The organism is Microbacterium jejuense, from assembly GCF_039544225.1.
In the GTDB taxonomy this organism is placed as follows: domain Bacteria; phylum Actinomycetota; class Actinomycetes; order Actinomycetales; family Microbacteriaceae; genus Microbacterium; species Microbacterium jejuense.
Genome location: NZ_BAABLG010000002.1, coordinates 95,318 through 112,809, shown reverse-complemented (window position 1 = coordinate 112,809; position 17,492 = coordinate 95,318). Strand labels below are relative to the sequence as shown.

At 66.8% G+C, this 17,492-nt stretch carries 19 protein-coding genes; 15 read left to right on the top strand and 4 right to left on the bottom strand.

Annotation, left to right across the window (positions count from 1 at the left end; translation table 11 throughout):
• Positions 1-4: 4 nt before the first annotated feature.
• Positions 5-1,513 (top strand): MFS transporter, encoded by a 1,509-nt coding sequence (locus ABEA46_RS02915; protein ID WP_345542854.1) that lies wholly within the window; start codon positions 5-7, stop codon positions 1,511-1,513.
• Positions 1,514-1,523: 10 nt separating this feature from the next.
• Here the strand turns inward: ABEA46_RS02915 and ABEA46_RS02910 are convergent, their stop codons facing one another.
• The 4 genes from ABEA46_RS02910 to ABEA46_RS02895 all read right to left on the bottom strand — a co-directional run bounded on the left by ABEA46_RS02910 (position 1,524) and on the right by ABEA46_RS02895 (position 4,821).
• Positions 1,524-2,507 (bottom strand): alpha/beta hydrolase family protein, encoded by a 984-nt coding sequence (locus tag ABEA46_RS02910; protein ID WP_345542853.1) that lies wholly within the window; start codon positions 2,505-2,507, stop codon positions 1,524-1,526.
• Between the two features lie 116 nt (positions 2,508-2,623).
• Positions 2,624-3,580: a hypothetical protein gene (locus tag ABEA46_RS02905; protein WP_345542852.1), complete on the bottom strand. Its 957-nt coding sequence runs from the start codon at positions 3,578-3,580 to the stop codon at positions 2,624-2,626.
• Positions 3,580-4,062, bottom strand: coding sequence for a hypothetical protein (locus ABEA46_RS02900; RefSeq protein ID WP_345542851.1), 483 nt, complete (start codon positions 4,060-4,062; stop codon positions 3,580-3,582). Before ABEA46_RS02900 ends, ABEA46_RS02905 begins: the two co-directional genes overlap by 1 nt.
• Before the next feature lie 123 nt (positions 4,063-4,185).
• Complete coding sequence (locus tag ABEA46_RS02895; RefSeq protein ID WP_345542850.1) at positions 4,186-4,821, bottom strand: helix-turn-helix domain-containing protein; 636 nt, start codon at positions 4,819-4,821, stop codon at positions 4,186-4,188.
• Between the two features lie 254 nt (positions 4,822-5,075).
• Here ABEA46_RS02895 and ABEA46_RS02890 point away from each other — a divergent pair, with 254 nt between their 5' ends.
• From ABEA46_RS02890 to ABEA46_RS02825, 14 genes are all read left to right on the top strand, one after another.
• Positions 5,076-6,173, top strand: coding sequence for an ArdC-like ssDNA-binding domain-containing protein (locus ABEA46_RS02890; RefSeq protein WP_345542849.1), 1,098 nt, complete (start codon positions 5,076-5,078; stop codon positions 6,171-6,173).
• Positions 6,173-7,054 carry a bifunctional DNA primase/polymerase gene (locus tag ABEA46_RS02885; protein ID WP_345542848.1) on the top strand — a complete coding sequence of 294 codons (882 nt, stop codon included), beginning with the start codon at positions 6,173-6,175 and terminating at the stop codon, positions 7,052-7,054. Before ABEA46_RS02890 ends, ABEA46_RS02885 begins: the two co-directional genes overlap by 1 nt.
• Positions 7,055-7,092: 38 nt before the next feature.
• Complete coding sequence (locus ABEA46_RS02880) at positions 7,093-7,707, top strand: helix-turn-helix domain-containing protein (protein ID WP_345542847.1); 615 nt, start codon at positions 7,093-7,095, stop codon at positions 7,705-7,707.
• Complete coding sequence (locus ABEA46_RS02875; protein ID WP_345542846.1) at positions 7,704-8,120, top strand: hypothetical protein; 417 nt, start codon at positions 7,704-7,706, stop codon at positions 8,118-8,120. The genes ABEA46_RS02880 and ABEA46_RS02875 overlap by 4 nt, the downstream gene beginning before the upstream one ends.
• Positions 8,080-9,030, top strand: a complete 951-nt coding sequence (locus ABEA46_RS02870) for a hypothetical protein (RefSeq protein WP_345542845.1) — start codon at positions 8,080-8,082, stop codon at positions 9,028-9,030. Before ABEA46_RS02875 ends, ABEA46_RS02870 begins: the two co-directional genes overlap by 41 nt.
• 2 nt (positions 9,031-9,032) lie before the next feature.
• On the top strand, positions 9,033-10,037 hold the full coding sequence (locus tag ABEA46_RS02865) for a ParB N-terminal domain-containing protein (protein WP_345542844.1): 1,005 nt from the start codon (positions 9,033-9,035) through the stop codon (positions 10,035-10,037).
• Positions 10,037-10,717: a hypothetical protein gene (locus tag ABEA46_RS02860; RefSeq protein WP_345542843.1), complete on the top strand. Its 681-nt coding sequence runs from the start codon at positions 10,037-10,039 to the stop codon at positions 10,715-10,717. Before ABEA46_RS02865 ends, ABEA46_RS02860 begins: the two co-directional genes overlap by 1 nt.
• An 11-nt stretch (positions 10,718-10,728) precedes the next feature.
• Entirely contained in the window at positions 10,729-11,904 is a 1,176-nt protein-coding gene (locus tag ABEA46_RS02855; RefSeq protein ID WP_345542842.1) for a M23 family metallopeptidase, read from the top strand.
• 5 nt (positions 11,905-11,909) lie between these two features.
• On the top strand, positions 11,910-12,176 hold the full coding sequence (locus ABEA46_RS02850; protein ID WP_345542840.1) for a DUF6112 family protein: 267 nt from the start codon (positions 11,910-11,912) through the stop codon (positions 12,174-12,176).
• A gap of 99 nt (positions 12,177-12,275) precedes the next feature.
• On the top strand, positions 12,276-12,545 hold the full coding sequence (locus ABEA46_RS02845) for a DUF6112 family protein (RefSeq protein WP_116193375.1): 270 nt from the start codon (positions 12,276-12,278) through the stop codon (positions 12,543-12,545).
• A gap of 30 nt (positions 12,546-12,575) precedes the next feature.
• Entirely contained in the window at positions 12,576-13,940 is a 1,365-nt protein-coding gene (locus ABEA46_RS02840; protein ID WP_345542839.1) for a conjugal transfer protein TrbL, read from the top strand.
• On the top strand, positions 13,937-15,400 hold the full coding sequence (locus ABEA46_RS02835) for an SCO6880 family protein (protein WP_345542838.1): 1,464 nt from the start codon (positions 13,937-13,939) through the stop codon (positions 15,398-15,400). Before ABEA46_RS02840 ends, ABEA46_RS02835 begins: the two co-directional genes overlap by 4 nt.
• 84 nt (positions 15,401-15,484) lie before the next feature.
• The gene (locus tag ABEA46_RS02830) at positions 15,485-15,973 is read left to right on the top strand and encodes a hypothetical protein (protein WP_345542837.1); all 489 of its coding nucleotides are present in this window, start codon (positions 15,485-15,487) and stop codon (positions 15,971-15,973) included.
• Complete coding sequence (locus ABEA46_RS02825; RefSeq protein WP_345542836.1) at positions 15,970-17,463, top strand: ATP-binding protein; 1,494 nt, start codon at positions 15,970-15,972, stop codon at positions 17,461-17,463. The genes ABEA46_RS02830 and ABEA46_RS02825 overlap by 4 nt, the downstream gene beginning before the upstream one ends.
• Positions 17,464-17,492: the final 29 nt, after the last annotated feature.

Here is a 17,492-nt window from a genome sequence, read left to right as displayed (position 1 = left end):
TCTCATGTCGACCGACATCGATGCCCCTGCGGCGGTCTCCGAGAAGAAGCGTCGCGGCATGGTTCCGATGGGAGAGCGTCTCGCGTACATCATCGGATCAGGCTCGCACTTCACCGCACACTTCTTCATCTCGGCGTTCCTCGCCACGTACCTGCTGATGATCGGCATCCCGCCCGCGATCTCTGCTGTCGTGGTGCTCGTGCTGCGCGTGTGGGATGCCGCGAACGACCTGCTGTTCGGCTACCTCGTCGACCGGGTGCGCCTTAACGGCGGCAAGAGCCCCTTCCTCCGCTGGCTCTTCCGCGGTCGCTACCTCCCCTGGTACCGCATCGCGGCCTTCATTCTGCCCATCGCGATGATCGTGACCTTCACGGTCAACACCGACGCGCCGATCTGGCTCCGCATCGTCCAGTACGCCATCGGCTACATGCTGTACGACTTCGCGTACACGCTGTCATCCACGCCCTACGGCTCGATGCTGAACACCCTCACGAACGACAACAACGAGCGCACCACTCTCCAGTCGTACAGCGCACTGGGGCAGATCGTCAGCAACCTGCCAGTCTTGATCCTCGGCACTCTTCTGATCGCGGGCAGCTGGGGATACGCGGGCTCCGCCATCCTCTTCGCTTTCTGGGGGATTCTTCTCGCGATTCCGGCCATGTTCGCCTTGAGGGAGCGCAACATCGCCGTCACCGAACCAGAGCCGGAGAAGGCGGATGCCGAGGCTGAACATGGCTTCCGCCAGATGCTGCGCTTCCTGCGGTCGACGCCCGAGCTCGGCTTCCTCGTGCTCGCCATCCTCGTTCTCGGCTTGACCGCAACCGGCGGCGCCTATTCGCTCTTCATCGGGTTCTATATCTTCGACAACGCGTCGCTGGCATCGCTCATCGGTCTCATCGCGATCGTGCCCACGCTGCTGCTGATCCCGCTCCTCCCGCCGCTGTTCAAGAGGGTCGACAAAGTCGTGGCGATTAGGGTCGCCGGCATCGTCGGTGTCGCCGCTGGCGTCGGGCTCTACAGCATGGGCGTCGAAGGCGCTCCCGCGAACCTGGGTCTGTTCATCGCGCTCGAAGCGGTGAAGGGAACCTGCCTCATCCTCATCCTGCTCGCGACGCAGATGCTGCTTCCCGACATCGCCGAGACCGGCCGGTTCCGCACCGGAACCGATCACACCGCGATGGTCTGGGCGTCGTACGGTTTCGCGAACAAGTTCGGCACGAGCGTCGTGTCGTCTCTCTCGCTACTGATCCTCGCCGCGTATGGCTTCGTCAGCGTGGAGGCCGGCAGCTTCGAAGAGCTCGCGAAGATGAAGGCCGACGGCGTCGCACTTCAGACCGACACTGCGATCCAGGGCTTGTGGGATGTCAGCCACCTCTACCCCACGATCGGACTAGCAGTCACCTGCATCTTCTTCTTCTTCGTGAAGATCCGACGCCGCGACATCGCCACGATGGCCGCCGCGAACTCGGGCGAGATCTCGATGGATGAGGCCAAGCAGCGCCTGAACTGACCATCGTTCACTACTCGAGCCACGTTGCCAAAGCGGAGTCGAACGCCGCTGAGTCGACGTTCGCCTCCCATCCGTGAGGCGCCGGAATCGTTTCGACGAGTACCGAGTCCCCGTTCATCGAGAGGAAGCGTCGGCTGAGTGAGAACGGAATCTCTTCATCCCCCGCGGAGTGGACGACGACTGTCGGCACCTCCACGGACGGACGCCGCAGCCAGTCGAGACTCTCAAAGTCCAGCGGGGCAGCGAGACCGAGCCAGCGGCTGACCTTGCGGGAACCGAGGGCCTGCATCACGGCTGTCGCCGCAATGCGCGGCAACCGCGCTCGATGAACGCCATGACGGATGATGGCGCGCCAGTCGGTCGCTGGGGCGATGAGCGCGAGCCGGTCGAAGGCCGTGGGGTCGTGCTGAAGCAGATTGAGCGCAAGCCCCGCGGCCATCGACCACGCAACGACGTATACGGCGGTTGCCCCCTGCGATCGCGCGAAGGCGACAGCATCGGCGAGGTCCCGCCACTCACACTGGCCGAGCATCGATGCGCCCGCGTGGGGGCCATCGCCAGACCCTCGATATGTGATCACCAGCGACGTCAGACCGCCGCTAGCCGCCGCGTCAACTGATCGCAGCGCGACGAGCCGCGAAGTGCGGATGCCCTGCACGTGGATCACCCACGGCGCATTGAGAGACTTCCCATGCAAGAGCCAGGCCGGGGCCGCGGCGCCGTCGCACAGAGGTACCGTCACGTCCGTCCAGTCAGGGTCGATCTCGCCAGGACCGCTCATGATGTGGCCGGTCCAGTGAGCTTCGAATGGTTCGCTACTGATGGGCGCGGTCGTCTTGAGAACGCGACGTGTCACTCGAGCGCCGCGCAGTGACACCACCGGGCCGATCAGCGCGTGATGCTCAAATTCCTTCCCGAACCAGAGTCCGTAGTGCCCGTCAACAACGGTGAGATCGTTGCGCGGTAGGTCGATGTCGTCGCCTACGCCGCGCACTGTCAGAGTCTTCCGGCGCGGTGTAACGCCGACAACGCGACGTGCCAGCATCCAGATCATTACTGCGGCAGTCGCTGCGAACACGCCAAGGATCGCGACAACAGCGCCAATCACCTTCAAGGTGCGCTCACCGCCCCCGCGACACTCGACATCCGAACCACAGCTGGCGCGCGCATCTGTCGGTCGATCATCTCCGTGGCGGCGCGAAGGAGGACTCTCTCGCGCTTCGTCAGCTCCTGGCTGTTCGCGATGTCTGTCAGGCGAACGGCCAGCCGATAGGTCTCATGCACCGGGTCCTCGTCAGGAATGGGTTTCACGATCATCCCGCGGTCGATGCTCGCCTTCGCGAGGAGCCGCCCGAGTGTCGCGTTCATCGACCTCCTGCCGGCGCGGGCGACGGCGAAAACGATGATGCCGGCGCACACCAGGACGACACCGCCGTAGAACGGAATCGTGAACAGCGCTCCGACGGCTTCGACCGACGGGGTCCGTCCCAGACCTGCGACCCGCAGCGTGAGATAGGCGATCTCGATGAGGCTCGCCACGAGGATCGACCATGCGCCGACGCGGATGAAGATGTACGGCCGTGGCTTTCGACCGCGGATTCCGCGCAGCATCCGCACCATGATGAGCACGACGCATCCCATGTAAAGCGATGCGTACGCCCACAGGCCGAACTGGTCGGCCGTCTCCTTGATGAACTCGTCCGTCGTCGGCCCTCGCTCGGTGATCAGCAGGAACGGGATGGTGAAGGAGAGGAACATCGCGGGCAGCTCCCACAGGCTGCGCGGACTGAATCGGCTGCCGTCGAGCGTGAGGGTTGCCTGCATGACGAACCAGAATGCCGTGGTCGCGAGGATGTTCTGGACGAGGTTTACGACGTTCGTTCCGCCGAACCAGCCGTCGACGATCGGCAGCGGGACGACGACTCCGACCATGAACACGGCAGTGAGCCCCGTGATGGTGGCGATCCAGGTCAGTCGGCTCGACGGCTCGCGAACTGCAGACGGCAGTCGAATCAGCGTGAGGGTCAGGAGCGCGAGAAACGCAATGGCTTCGATACTGAGGACCATCAGCCGAACACCGCTTCGTCGTGACCGTGGCGCGGTCGAAGGAGCAGCCGCGAGAGGAGCTGCGACAGCTTCTCTGCTTCGGCCTCGATGACGAGCTCGTTGTCGGTGAAGTCCAGGTCGAGCTCGAAGTCCGGGGTGACGATGCCCCGCGCGAGCACAGTCTGGCCGGCGCGCACGTGACGAGACCCAGGGTGCTTGATGGGCAGCGTCGCACACCCGGCGTGCTCGAACAGGACGTGCGACAGTTCGTGGAGCACCGTGTGGAACTGATACCAGCGAGGGTCTGACTTGCGCACGAGGATCTTCGCCGAGTCGGTGGTGAGCAGAACCAGGCCGGTGATGTTCTCCCAGTCCCGATCGCCGACCGGTTCGATGTCGATCCGTTTGCCGGTGGCCGACGCGACGTGCCGAACGATGTCGTCGAGCTCAACCTCGTCGGGGAGATCGAGACGCTGAAGCTGAGCATCTGCGCGAGCGCGCAACTCTTCATGATCTCGAGATGCGCGGTAGCTCATGACGCCCGACCTCCGATCACGATCTCGGCACAGCGATCGCTCGAATGGTCCCACTGTACGCCGATGCGCAGTAGCGGTGAGGGGAATGCGCTAATGCGCAGAGATCGACCTGAGGGTCTGAGCAATCGCGCGCAGGGCTGCCGGCGAGATCTCGCCGACGGCCCGCGCTGACACCGAGTCGGCACCGGACGCCTTGAGCGCCTCACGGAACTCGAAGTTCGCCTCCGCCGCCTCGACTGCGGCGGCGTCATCCAGGTCGAGCAGGTAAGCCGTCGGGACGCCCGCATACGAACCGACGCCTTCGAGCACCCTCACACGAACAGGTGTGCGCGGATCCCCCGCGAGCAGGCTGGACCACTCGTCGCGGTCGAGCGCTACCCCGCGCTCGGCGAGTTCGTTGATGAGGCCGTCGATGTCGAACGCGGATCCGTCCAGCCGCGGGGCGTGAGATGCCGCGGTCAGCCGGCGGCCTAGTTCCTTGGCATCGGTGTCGACGACCGGCTCGATCTCCCGAGCGTCGCCGATGGATGCTGCGACCCGCGAGATCTCGTGTGGATGGATTCCGAGTGCCTGTGCGAGCTTCTCGATGTCGTTGGCATCGAAGGGAGCTGCACCCCGCAGGCGCCCATAGAAGTAGCTCGCCGACATTTCGGATCGGTCGATCAGTTCTTGATTCGTCATGCCCGCGGCGTCACGGAGGGTGGAAATCGCGCGCACCAGGTCCATCGACCAAGCGCCGGCCTCGCCCTGGGAACGTCTACCCACGACGACAGGTTATCGCTACGCACAGTGCGGGAGTTTGCTATCTATTTCAGCACATGAGGCGTATGTTGCACCTATGTACGCACACTTCCCATACGCGCTCCCCCGCCTGCCGCCGCCCCGGTGACGACCGAAACGGTGACGACCGAAACGGTGAGTGAACACCTACCTCTGCTGATGAAGCCGCCACAGGGCGACTGCGAAGGGGGTAGGGCGTCATGGCTCATCAGAGGTCCGATGCCGGTGCCACTCAGGCGAAGCTGGACCGGATCCATGCTCAGCTAGCCGAGGCGGTAGCCGACCTCGTGACGGGCGGAGACTGGAAGCGCGCGCTCACGTTCGCGGCTCGGTTCCGCTCTCGGTCATTCAGCAACACCCTGCTGATCTGGATGCAGCACGCTACGGCGTTCGATGAGGGCCGGGTCTCCGATCCGACGCCGACGTACGTCGCCGGCTTCCACCAGTGGCTCACTCTGGGGCGATCCGTCGATCGCGGCCAGCGCGGCTACATGATCCTCGCCCCGGTCGTGGGCCGGTTCGCCTCGCCTACTCCGCAGGTCGCCGAGTCGTGGCGGCGGCTATCGCCGCGCGAGGCTCCACAGCGCGGCGAAGTGATTCAGTCGCGACTGGTGGGCGTACGTCCCGCTTACGTGTGGGACGCCTCACAGACCAGCGGTGACCCGATCCCCGAGCCACCACAGCCCCGGCTTCTTGAGGGGCAAGCGCCGACAGGGATGTGGGACGGACTTGCGGCGCTCGTGCGTGCACGGGGGTATTCGTTGCGCCTTGTCGACAGCGATCGGAATCTCGGAGGAGCGAACGGCATGACGGACTACATCCTGAAGAGTGTGGCTGTCCGAGGCGACATCGATCCGGCCGCCCGAGCGAAGACTCTCGCCCACGAACTCGCCCACGTGCATCTGCATGGGCCGGATCACCCGGAGGCCACGCTGCATCGCGGCATCGGCGAAGTCGAAGCGGAGTCCGTCGCGCTGATGATCGGCGCGGCCCACGGACTCGACACATCTGACTACACCGTGCCCTACGTGTCGACCTGGGCAACGTCCGTCGACGGCAAGACACCCGTCGAAGTCGTTCAGGCAACTGCCGAGCGTGTCCGGTCGACCGCACTCGCGATCCTTTCGCAGCTGGACACGGCACAGGTGGGATCCGGTGACCCGCCGGGGTTGGTGCGCGAGCAGAAGTCGGGACCGACCGCATCCGGACGTGCCTTCGAAGCGCGCGACAACGCGGCCCGGGTGATGGCCGACCGGCAGCACCGGAGCCGCACCGCGACGGCAGGTCGGGGGCTCTGATGGACACCGCGTCGCTGTTCGCATCCGTCATCGGGCTCTCGCAGAGAGAGGGTGTGGAGCGGTTCGCCGCAGCTGGACTTCCAATCTTTCCCTGCAAGGCGGCCGAGAAGCGCCCCCTGACCCGTCACGGGTTCCTCGACGCAACCACCGACATCGACGAGATCCGGACGTGGTGGACTCGGTGGCCCGAGGCGAACATCGGCATGCCGACCGGATCCGCCTCCGGGCTCGAAGTGGTCGACATCGACGTGCACGGTCGAGTGCGCGGCTTCGCGGCGTTCGAGCTCGCTCGCCGCGAGGGCCTCTCGGACCGCTGGCAGGCGTTGGTGAAGACAGCATCCGGCGGAATGCACGCGTACTACCCCGCGGATCCCGACCGTCCTCAACCTTCGTGGCAAGTGGCTCGGGCCGGGATCGACTTTCGTGGTGATGGCGGCTATGTCGTCGTCCCTCCGTCGCGGGTGCTGTTCGAAGGCAACAGGTGCGGATACGAGTTGATCGGAGCAGGGCGAGGGGATGCGGTGCCGATCGACGCGACCGCGCTTCGACAGTTCCTCGATCCGAGGCCGGCTCCCCCGTCGAACGGCGCCATCGGGGACCGGCGCGACGTCGACGCGGATCGGATCGCTGCCTGGCTCGCCACGCGCGTCGAGGGTGAACGCAACCGCGCGCTCTACTGGGCAGCGTGCCGCCTGGCGGAGAACGGGGTCACGGATCACCGCGCGCGGGACGTTCTCGGCCCGGCCGCAGAGCGCGCCGGCCTTCAGCAATCAGAGATCCTGACGACGATCCGCTCTGCCTACCGGACGGCGGTGGTGTCGACGGCGCCCTTTCGAAGCAGCCAGGGCGGCAGGTCGATGAGCGGGCAGGTGGTCTTGTGATCCCCGCTCCCGCAGACCCACGGCCGGGCCGAGTCGCCGTGTGGACGGCGATCGCGGGCACGGTCTTCATCGCGATCGGCGCCTTCTGGCTCTCTTTCACGGCGCTCGCCGATCTTGCGCGCCGATCTGGCATCGCCCCGGCGCAAGCGTGGGCGTGGCCTCTCATCGTCGACGGTGTCATTGTCGTCGGCACGGTTGCCGTCGTCGCATTGGCGGGCCGACGTGACGCCTGGTACCCATGGATGCTTCTCATCGCAGGCGCTGCGGCATCGGTCGCCGCAAACGCCATTCACGCGATCGTCGCCGCCGACGCCGACGTTCCCTCGCTACTCGCTGCGTGCGTCGCGGCGGTACCGCCGCTGGTCCTGCTCGCGATCACCCATCTCACCGTCGTCCTCACACAGCGCTTTCGAGTTCTTCCTTCCTCCACAGCGCGGCCGGAAATCGCGCCATCCACAGAAGTCGTGCAGCTTCGCCCGACGCCGGACACTCCGGAGAAGGGTGCCCGTAAAGACATCGCGGCGCTGATGCGTCAGCGAGGCATGTCGAACAAGGAGATCGCGAGCGTCACAGGAGTCCATCCGTCGACAGTCGGCCGGTGGTTTGCGGGGACGCTCGACACACCTGACCTCCAGAACGGAGTCACGCCATGAACGAGTACGCCCCTGACGAGCGCGTGGACTCGCGCCAAGGTGCGAGCGCGCCCGTCAACTTCGGCGACCGCGCGGACACGTCCGCCCGCGATGAGGTCTCCGAGTTCGCACGGCACGGCGATCCTTCACTCACGAAGCAGCCGCTCAGTCTGTCGGGTGGCGAGCGCGTCCGGAGCGAAGTCGTGTGGATGCGACCCACGGAACTCGTTCCCGCGGTCACCGGCCGCGTCGCCGGGCAAGGCATCGACCTTGAATCGGCGATCGCGCGCCGCGCCCGCGCTTTGCCGACCCAGGGCGTTGCGGCCACGCGACGCGCTATTCGCGATCGGGCGCTTCACCTCCCGCCCGTTTCGGCATTCGGAAGCAGCCGCCATGCGCACGGCGCTGTCCGACGTTCCGGGATCGGTCGGTAGCGAGGTTGCCATGGACACCCAGCGCTCCTGGTCACCTGCGGACGCTCCCACATCGGCTCCGCGTGTCCCCCGCTCGGCGCGGGAAGACGACGCTCGTGAACAATTCGAGACCTCGGAGGGTCTTCGCGAACTGCTCGAACGCCTTGCCGCGCAGGATCACGGAGCCTGGCGCCACGACAAGGATGCGGCCGCGCTCATGGCCTACGTCGTCAAGCGCTACGCGAAGCTGGCGCGCAAACACGGGCTCGACCCGTGGGACGCGGCGGCGGCCGCCTTCGATGCCATGCGCCTGCCCTCGGTGCGAAACGCCGATGATCCGTGGGCGGTCGTGACACGAGCCGTCCAGGTCACCCTGATTGCGGAGGAACGGGCGAACGGTCTGCTGTGCTCGGTGTACCAGGCGCGGAGACCCGAGTTCTCCTCCTTCCACGACCCCGAGCGGTTCAGCGATCGCGAGAACCCGCTGAGCGACTATCACCCGGCGCTCAGAGTGGAGTCGATGGAGGACATCGACGCCGCCGACACGCCGCACGCAGGCGCCGGCATCCTCGAGGCCATCGAGAACGCGATCGCTTTCATGACGCTCCTCGGTTGGCCGCGGACGCCGGCGCGCACCGCGATGGAGTACATCTGTGCCCGGCTCAGCGAGGTGCCCTCGCGCGCGACGGCCTGGGAGTCACTGCGACGAGACGTCCATGGGAGGACTCTCCTCGACTTGTCGTCGGCGTCATGGAACGGACTCCTCCGCGCCGTCCTCGGTAACCCGGAGCCCGAGGTGGCTCGCACTACAGCGGGGCGCGGCATCCTGCTCCGGCTGCTGATCGGCGAACCCTTGAGGTCTCTTCTCACGGATGACGATCTCGTCCTCGCCGTCAGCCTGGCGGCCCCCGCCGAGAGAGCGAGGCGGTGAGCGTGAGCACACGGATCGGACACATCGAGCTCGAACGATCGATCGCCTCGATCGTCGTCGGGAAGCGGCACCGCCACGAGTACGGCGACATCGACGAGTTGGCCGCGTCCATCACCCGCGATGGGCTGCTGCAGCCGGTCACCGTCACGCCGGAAGGCGTGCTCGTGTGCGGGGCCAGACGACTCGAAGCTCTGAAGCGTCTGGGCGAGAAGACGATCAAGGTCTGGGTCAGATCGGGGATCTCGGACCGGCTGGCCGAACTCCTCGCAGAGCAGGCAGAGAACGTGCTCCACAAGCCGCTCACACCCACCGAGGCCGCAACGCTGTACACGGAACTGAAGGAGTACATCACCGAGGACGCGCTGCGACGCCAATCCGCAACGCAGTTCAGCCGCAGGGACGATTCTGCCGGAAACTACGGTGGTGCCACCGTGGCACCACCGCAGTTCAAGCCGGGTAAGAGCCGCACCCAGGCAGCGAAGATGGTGACCGGCAGAGCGTCGTACACGACTCTTGAGCGCATCGCAGAGCTTCAACGGCTCGTCGACAGCCCGGTGACGGATCCGGTGTTGAGAGAACGCGCCGGCAATGAGTTGCGCCTCATCGACCAAGGTGGCAGCGTCACCGCGGCACACGCGCGCATCAGAGAGTTCGTCGACCCGGAACCAGTGCGCACCTTCGAGGACTTCGAGGCGCCCGACGACTTCGAGCCGCCCGATGAACTCGAGCAACTGGCGAACGCCGCGCTCGCCCGCGTCAAGGACGCGAAGCGCAAGGGGCGCTCACCCAAGGCGCGGCCAGCTTCCACGCACGTCTTCCCTGTTCGCGCTTTCGTGCGCGTCTGGGAGGACCTCGACCTGTGGTGGACGCACTTCGACGTCAACGCCGTCGCCACCGAAGTGTCCGACGAGCAGCTCACGCAGTTCGAGGAGACGCTCGCCTCCACGGTGGAGTTCTTCTCCGCGCTCCGCGCAGCTCGCGCTCAAGCAAACAGGGAGATCGCGTGATGGCTCTCACCCCGCATCCCCCACGTCGCCGTCTCATCGTTCTCGTCGCGATCGGCTTCGGGATTCTTGCCGCGCTCGTGGGCGTGGGACTGTACGGACTGACGCTGGCGCCCTCGCCTGGCGCCGGCACCCCGGCTGTCACCCCGTCGACGCGGGACGCTGCCCCCGTCGCGCCAAGCCCGATGGAGACGCGCGGCGCGCCGCACGCGATCGCGTCCACGACAGATGCAGAAGCCTTTGCCCGCGACGCGGCCGAGGCACTGATCACGTGGGACACCACCGAGTTCGACCTGACGGACTACGCGCAGGTCATCGTCGACGCCGGCGACCCGTCGGGAGTCGAGACCTCCGCGCTGGCATCCGACGTCCGCTCATACCTCCCTACCGCGGATGCATGGTCCAAGCTGCGCACATATGAAACCCGGCAGTGGCTGACGATCGATGACGTATTCGTCCCAGCATCCTGGAGCGACGCGCTCGCGCAGGCGACCGAAGGCGAACTCCTGCCCGGAACGATCGCGTACACGCTCTCGGGCACCCGCCACCGCGCCGGCGTCGTCGGCACCGACGATCAAGAAACCTCCCGGCCCATCGCATTCACGATGTTCATCGCCTGCGAACCCAGCTTCGACGAGTGCCACCTCCTGCGGCTCTCCGAAGTGGACAACCCGCTTCGCTGACGGCGGCGAACATGAAGAAGCTCGCGATCTGCCTCGTGGTGGCTGTGCTCACCCTTCCCTTTGCGGGGTTGCTCGCAGTTCCGATCTTGCTCTCCCCCGCGGCCCTCGCGGCATGTCAGATGTCCGGCCAGCTCGTCGTCTCCAACGTGCCTGGTGAACTCATCGCAGCCCGCAGTGACGGAGTGTCCGTCACTCTCGGGCGTGCTCAACTCACGCACGCGGCCACCATCATCACCGTCGGCAGCGGAATCGAAGGCGTCGGGCGGCAAGGAGTGCTGATCGCGCTGATGGCGGCGCTCACGGAGTCGACACTGAGGATGCTGGCGAATCCTGCGCATCCCGAATCGCTCGACATGCCCAACGACGGTGTCGGAAGCGACCATGACTCGTTGGGTCTCTTCCAGATGCGCCCGAGTTCGGGATGGGGCACCGTCGCCAAGCTTATGGATCCGAAATACCAGGTGCGCGCATTCTTCGGAGGGGCGGAGGGGCCCAACTACCCGTCGCCGGCAGGCCTCCTCGACATTGCGGGATGGCAGACCACGGATCCAGGGTCCGCTGCCCAGTCGGTCGAGCGCTCCGCGTACCCCGACCGTTACCAGGAGTACCAGCCGGTCGCGGAAGCCATCATCACGGCGCTGACCAAGCCCACCTTTCACGGAGAGAGCTCGGCGGCTCCTCTTGACACCGTTCCTGAGACATCCCGCGTCGTCCTTCCACTCGCGAAAGGCACGTGGGTTCGATCCAGCGGGTACGGCTGGCGGACCGACCCGATGAGCGGAGAGCGCGCCTTCCACGCAGGCACCGACTACGCCGCCGCGGAGGGCACACCCATCCTCGCTGTGGCAAATGGGATCGTCACTTGGGCCGGGCCCTACGGGGGCTACGGACAGCTCATCATCATCGAGCACACGATCGCCGGTGCGCGCGTTGCGTCCGCCTACGGACACATGTGGCCAACCGGGATCTACGTGGCGGTCGGCGAGCGCGTCAGCGCCGGTCAGCACATCGCGGATGTGGGCTCATCCGGCAAATCGACAGGCTCGCACCTGCACTTCGAGATCCGACCGGGTGGTTCGTTCGAGCCATCGGTCGACGCCGAGCAGTGGCTCGCCGAGCACGGCGCCGCCGGGTTGGATGCCGCGGCGTCGGGGCGGTCCGCGTGCCTGGCTGGCGCACCGAGGTGACCGCGATGGACATCTTCCCGGACTTCGGTGCCGTCGGTGGCGCTGCTGACCTCCGTGCGATCGTGGGCGCACTCCTGATGTACGTGCTCATCTTCGCGGTGCTCGCGATCCTGGTCTGCGCAATCACCTGGGCGATTTCCTCGTCGAGCGGCAACCACCAGTCCGCAATGCGATCGCGCGCCGGGGTCCTCGTCGCCGTGGGCGCGGCAGTGCTCGCCGGCGCGGGAGTCGCGTGGATGAACTTCCTCATCGGTGTGGGCCAGCAGCTGTAGTCGCAGGCGCTCACGCGCTTTGTCGGCGCCGATGTGCCGCGGGGACGCCGCACGCACCTTGTACGCAGGTTCGTTTCCGCCCAGACAAGGAGCAAGACCGTGATTGACATCGCACCCAATGGGTCGGGACTTCCCGGCATCGAGCAGCTCCGCGTCATCGTCGGCGCAGTGATGACGGTAGGACTCATCCTCGCCGTACTCGCTCTCATCATCGCCGCCGTCGCGTGGGGTTACGGCGCGAACTCGTCCAACCCACACCTCGCGTCCCGAGGCAAGCTCGGTGTGCTCGTTGCGTGCGGGGCAGCAGTGATCTGCGGCGCATCCGTGACCCTCGTCAACTTCTTCTGGGGCGTCGGCCAGTCGGTGTGAGCTACAGACCCATCGAGAGAGGCGACGCGCGTGGGTGGAGTATGCGACATCCCGGCCATCGCCGACGTGTGCCAGAACGTCGGCACAGGTGTCGTGTCGCTCGTCGCCGCGCCGTTCGACTGGCTCGCGCACACGCTCGGTGCCGCCGCGGGGTGGTTCTTCGAGGCGGTGTGGGCGGTCTTCGACACAACAACCCTCGTCGACGTGACGGGCGGACAGTACGTCCAGGTCTACAACCTGCTCTTCGGCGTCGCGCTGTTCGTCATGCTCGTCTTCTTCTGCCTGCAACTGATCACCGGGCTGGTGCATCGGGATCCGACCGCCCTATCCCACGCCGCGGTGGGGCTCGGCAAGTCGGTCCTCGGATCATTCGTCGCGATCACGCTCACCGCGACGCTGCTGGAGATCACCGACCGGTTGGCGATCGGCATCGTCCAGGCGACCGGGAACACGATGGAGAGCATGGGCGACGGGATCGCCTTGATGGCGGCAGGGCTGATGGCGATAAACATCACGACGCCTGGCGTCGGCGCGATCATGACGATCTTCCTCGCCGGCCTCGCGATCGCCGCAACAGCGATCGTGTGGTTCTCCCTGCTCATCCGGAAGGCCCTGCTGCTCGTGGCGATCGTGTTCGCCCCGATCGCCCTCGCGGGATTCTCCTGGGATGCCGCGCGCGGCTGGTTCGGAAAATGGGTGGCGTTCGTCGTCGCGCTCGTCTTCTCCAAGCTCGTCCTCGTCGTCCTCTTCCTCGTCGCTGTCAACCAGACAGCCGCCCCGATCGATCTCGACCTCGCATCGATCAGCGACCCGGTCGCCGGAGTCGTCCTCATGCTCGTGGCGGCCTTCGCCCCCTACATGACCTACAAGTTCATCTCGTTCGTGGGCGTCGACATGTACCACGCCATGTCGACGGAACAGGAGGCGAAGAGCGCGATGAACCGTCCCGTGCCGGTACCGGTGACCCCTGCCACCGCAAGATCGGCGAAGTCGATCCTTGACGGCGCCGGCGCCGCAAAGGACGCGGGAGCGGGTTCGACAGCGACGTCGGGTGCCGCGTCGGGCGCTGGTGGAGCGTCCGCTGCAGCGGGGGCAGGATCCACCGGCGCAGGAGCGTCCGGGGTTGGCGCTGCGGGTGCGGGCGCTGCGGCGGCCGCCGGCCCCGCCGCCGCGGTCGTCATCGGGGGGCAGGTGGTCAGCAAGGCAGCGACCGCCGGTCCCAAGCTCGGCAGCGCAACCGGCGCCGCAGCGTCAGGGCACGCCGAAGGTGCCGCGCCCGCGGAGCTGCCGGCGCCGACGGGCGCCCAACCTGGCGCGCTTGGCGCTCCTCGACCGAGGCCCGCAGCTACTCCCCCGCCGCCGCTTCCCGCTCCGCGCGAAAGGACACCCGCATGACGACCACCAACTCTCACCGTGCGCATCAGCTCGGGCCGGTTCAGTTCTCGCGGCTCCCCAAGCGCGGCGTGCTGCTCGGTCTCTCGCTGGCGCAGGTGCTGACTCTCGCCATCGGACTTGTCGCATTCACTACCGCGGTGTACATGGGCGGCGGCATCCTCTTCGGCCTGACCTCGCCGGTCTGGGCGACTAGCCTGGTGCTCTCGTTCGTCCCCCTCGGCGGACGAAAGCTCATCGAGTGGGTTCCCATCGGGGTTCGCTGGGTGTGGCGAAGCATCGGCGGCCAGCTTCGGTTCCGAGCTGATGTCGTGCGGCCGCGCCCGGCTGGCACACTCGCGCTCCCTGGAGACGCCGCGGCGCTGCGCGAGTGGGCGGATCCGGAAACGGGCGCCGCGATGATCCAGGATCCGCATGCCCAGACTCTGACCGCCGTCGTCAACATCACCCATCCCGCGTTCGTCCTTCTCGACAGCGGCGAACAGGAACGACGGGTCGCCGGCTGGGGCCGTGTGCTCGCGACCGTATGCCGATCCGGCCGCATCGCCCGAGTGCAGATCTCCGAGCGCACCATCCCCAGTTCAGGAAGCGGGCTCGCGGAGTGGTGGTCCCGACACGGAATCGACGACGGTAGTTGGCCGGCAGTGACGTACAGGGAGCTCATCGAGCGCGCCGGGCCTGCAGGCGAGCGGCACGCGACCACAATCTCTCTCGCACTCGATACGCGCGCGGCAGCACGACAGATACGAGCGGCCGGAGGCGGGATGAAAGGCGCTGCGAGCGTCCTCCGGCAGGAGATGACCACCTTCGCCGCCGCCCTGCGTGCCGCCGACCTCGCACCGACGGAGTGGTTGACTCCGGGCGAGGTGGCCGTAGCCCTCCGATCGGCTTATGACCCTGCGGTCGCGCCCGCCCTCGAGCGCCATGGTGATATCGGCCGATCACTCGCGACCGCGGGCCCTGTTGCCGTCACCGAGACCTGGGATCGGCTGCGCACCGATTCCGCCCATCACACCGTCCTCTGGATCTCGGAGTGGCCGCGATCGCAGGTGTTCCCCGGCTTCCTCTCCCCTTTGCTCCTGACCTCAGGCATCCAACGCACGCTCACACTCATCTGCACCCCCGTTCGCGCCGATCTCGCGGCACGCGACATCCGGAGGAAGAAGGTGGGGCTCCTTTCCGACGCGACGCAGCGCGCGAAGATCGGTCAGATCGAGGATGCCGCTCGCACGGCCGAGTACAACGACGTCATCCAGCAGGAGTCAGACCTCACCGCGGGGCACGGGGTGCTGCGCTACACCGGCCTCGTCGCGGTGTCCGCGCCGACGGCCGACGAGCTCGATGCTGCGGTCGCTGCGATCGAGCAAGCTGCCGTGCAGGCAGCCTGCGAGACGCGACGGCTTGTGGGGCAACAGGCGCAGTCGTTCGCTGCCGCAGCCCTCCCCCTCTGCCGAAGCATCTGACCCGCCTTGGCGCAACGATGACGGCGAACCTCCCCGGGGACCTCACGCGCACCTCTTCAGAGACTCCGCAGCAAGGGAAGCATCATGCCCACTTTTCAGGATCCCGTCGTGGATGGCGAGGAAGCATGCCAGGCGCTGCGCGCCCTCGCGCACGCCACACGCTCGTTCGACCAGCCGGCACAGACCTACGCCGTAGTCGGAGACGTGCTCGGCGGACTGAGATCGCTCGAACAGGTCCTTGAACAGCTGGCCTCGGCGCATACCAGTGAGACCGCGATCGCCCGCACGGACGATGGCGACCCGTGGGCCGGCATTGAGGAGGCACACGCTGCCGCGAGTGCTCTGCGCCGGGCTTCGACGCTTGTCGCACGAGCCGGCCTCGCCGTGGATCAGGCATCCGTGCACTCGGGACGCATTGCGTGGGGGACCGACACTCCGGCCGCCCTGATACCGCTGACCGAGTCGATCGCTCCGCGGATCGATGCCGACGATTCCTTCCAACGGGCCACAGGACGTTCGTCGTTCCCCCGCGCGGTGACGACACGCCCTCGACGAAGCGGGATGTCGCTATGAACGCGCGCGACGACCAGAGAGTTCACAGTGCGGTGCTTGTCGACCCTGCGGGGGAACGAAGGAAGGACCGCCGCGCCAGAAGGGCGGCGTCACAGCGACTCACCGCCGACTCACGAGCGGCCGCAACGGCGGCTCAGCGAGCCGAGTGGGAGGCACTCCGGGCCGAGCAACGGGCAGCCACCTATCTGCCCGCATCCGGCGAATCCCGGCCCGCGGCGCTGCGCACGCCCGGTCGTCTCCGTCTCCCCCGCCATCAGGACACGAGCGCGACGCTCGCCGGCGCGTACCCTTTCCTCGCCGAAGGCGGACTCGGCTCCCAAGGAGTCTTCGTCGGGCAAGACCTCTACTCGGGCGCGTCCTTCGTCTACGACCCGTGGGTGCTCTACTCGCGCGGGATGATCACCGCCCCGAACATCGTGCTCGCGGGGATCGTCGGCTCCGGCAAGTCCTCGCTCGTCAAGAGTCTCTACACGAGATCCATTCCGTTCGGTCGCCGGGTCTACGTGCCCGGCGACCCCAAGGGAGAGCACACCGCCGTCGCGGAAGCCGTCGGCGGTCAGGCGATCGTGCTCGGACACGGCATGTCGAATCGCCTCAATCCGCTCGACGAGGGGCACCGGCCGGCGGGTCTCTCCGATGAGAGTTGGGCCGGACAGGTCGCCTCCCGTCGCCGCGACCTGATCGGCGCGCTCACTGAGACGGTCCTTGAGCGCCCGCTGAGCCCGCTCGAGCACACCGCAATCGATCTCGCGCTCGCCGACACGGTCCGGTCGTGCGAGACACCGATCCTGCCGATGGTCGTCGAACGGATCCTCTCACCCGACGAGTCTCACCGGGCCGACGATCGACTGGTGGAAGACGGCCGTGTGGTCGGGCACGCTCTCCGCCGACTCGTCGCCGGCGACCTCGCCGGGCTCTTCGACGGCCCCAGCACGGTCACGTTCGATCCGAGCCTTCCGATGATCTCGCTGGACCTCTCCCGGGTCGCCGAGAACACAACGCTCGTCTCCGTGCTGATGACGTGCTCCTCAGCGTGGATGGAGTCGGCCCTCCTCGACCCGCACGGTGGGCAGCGATGGGTCATCTACGACGAGGCCTGGCGTCTGATGTCGCACCCGGCTCTGCTGCGGCGGATGGATGCCCAATGGCGACTCGCCCGCCACTATGGCATCGCCAATCTCCTGGTCTTCCACAAGCTCTCCGACCTCGACAACGTCGGCGACCAGGGCTCCGCCATGCGAGCGATCGCGTCCTCGCTGCTTGCGAACGCCGAGACCCGGATCATCTACCGCCAGGAAGCCGACCAGCTCGGTGCTACCGCGAGTGCGCTCGGGCTCACCGGAACCGAGCAGAGTCTGCTGCCGGGATTGGGGACGGGACAAGGTCTGTGGCGGATCAAGGACCGCAGCTTCGTGGTGCAACACCAGCTGCATCCCGCAGAACTCGCGGCCTTCGATACCACCAGCCGAATGACGGAGGGCGTGAAATGAGCAGAACGCTAGCGGCGCGGAAGGCGCCA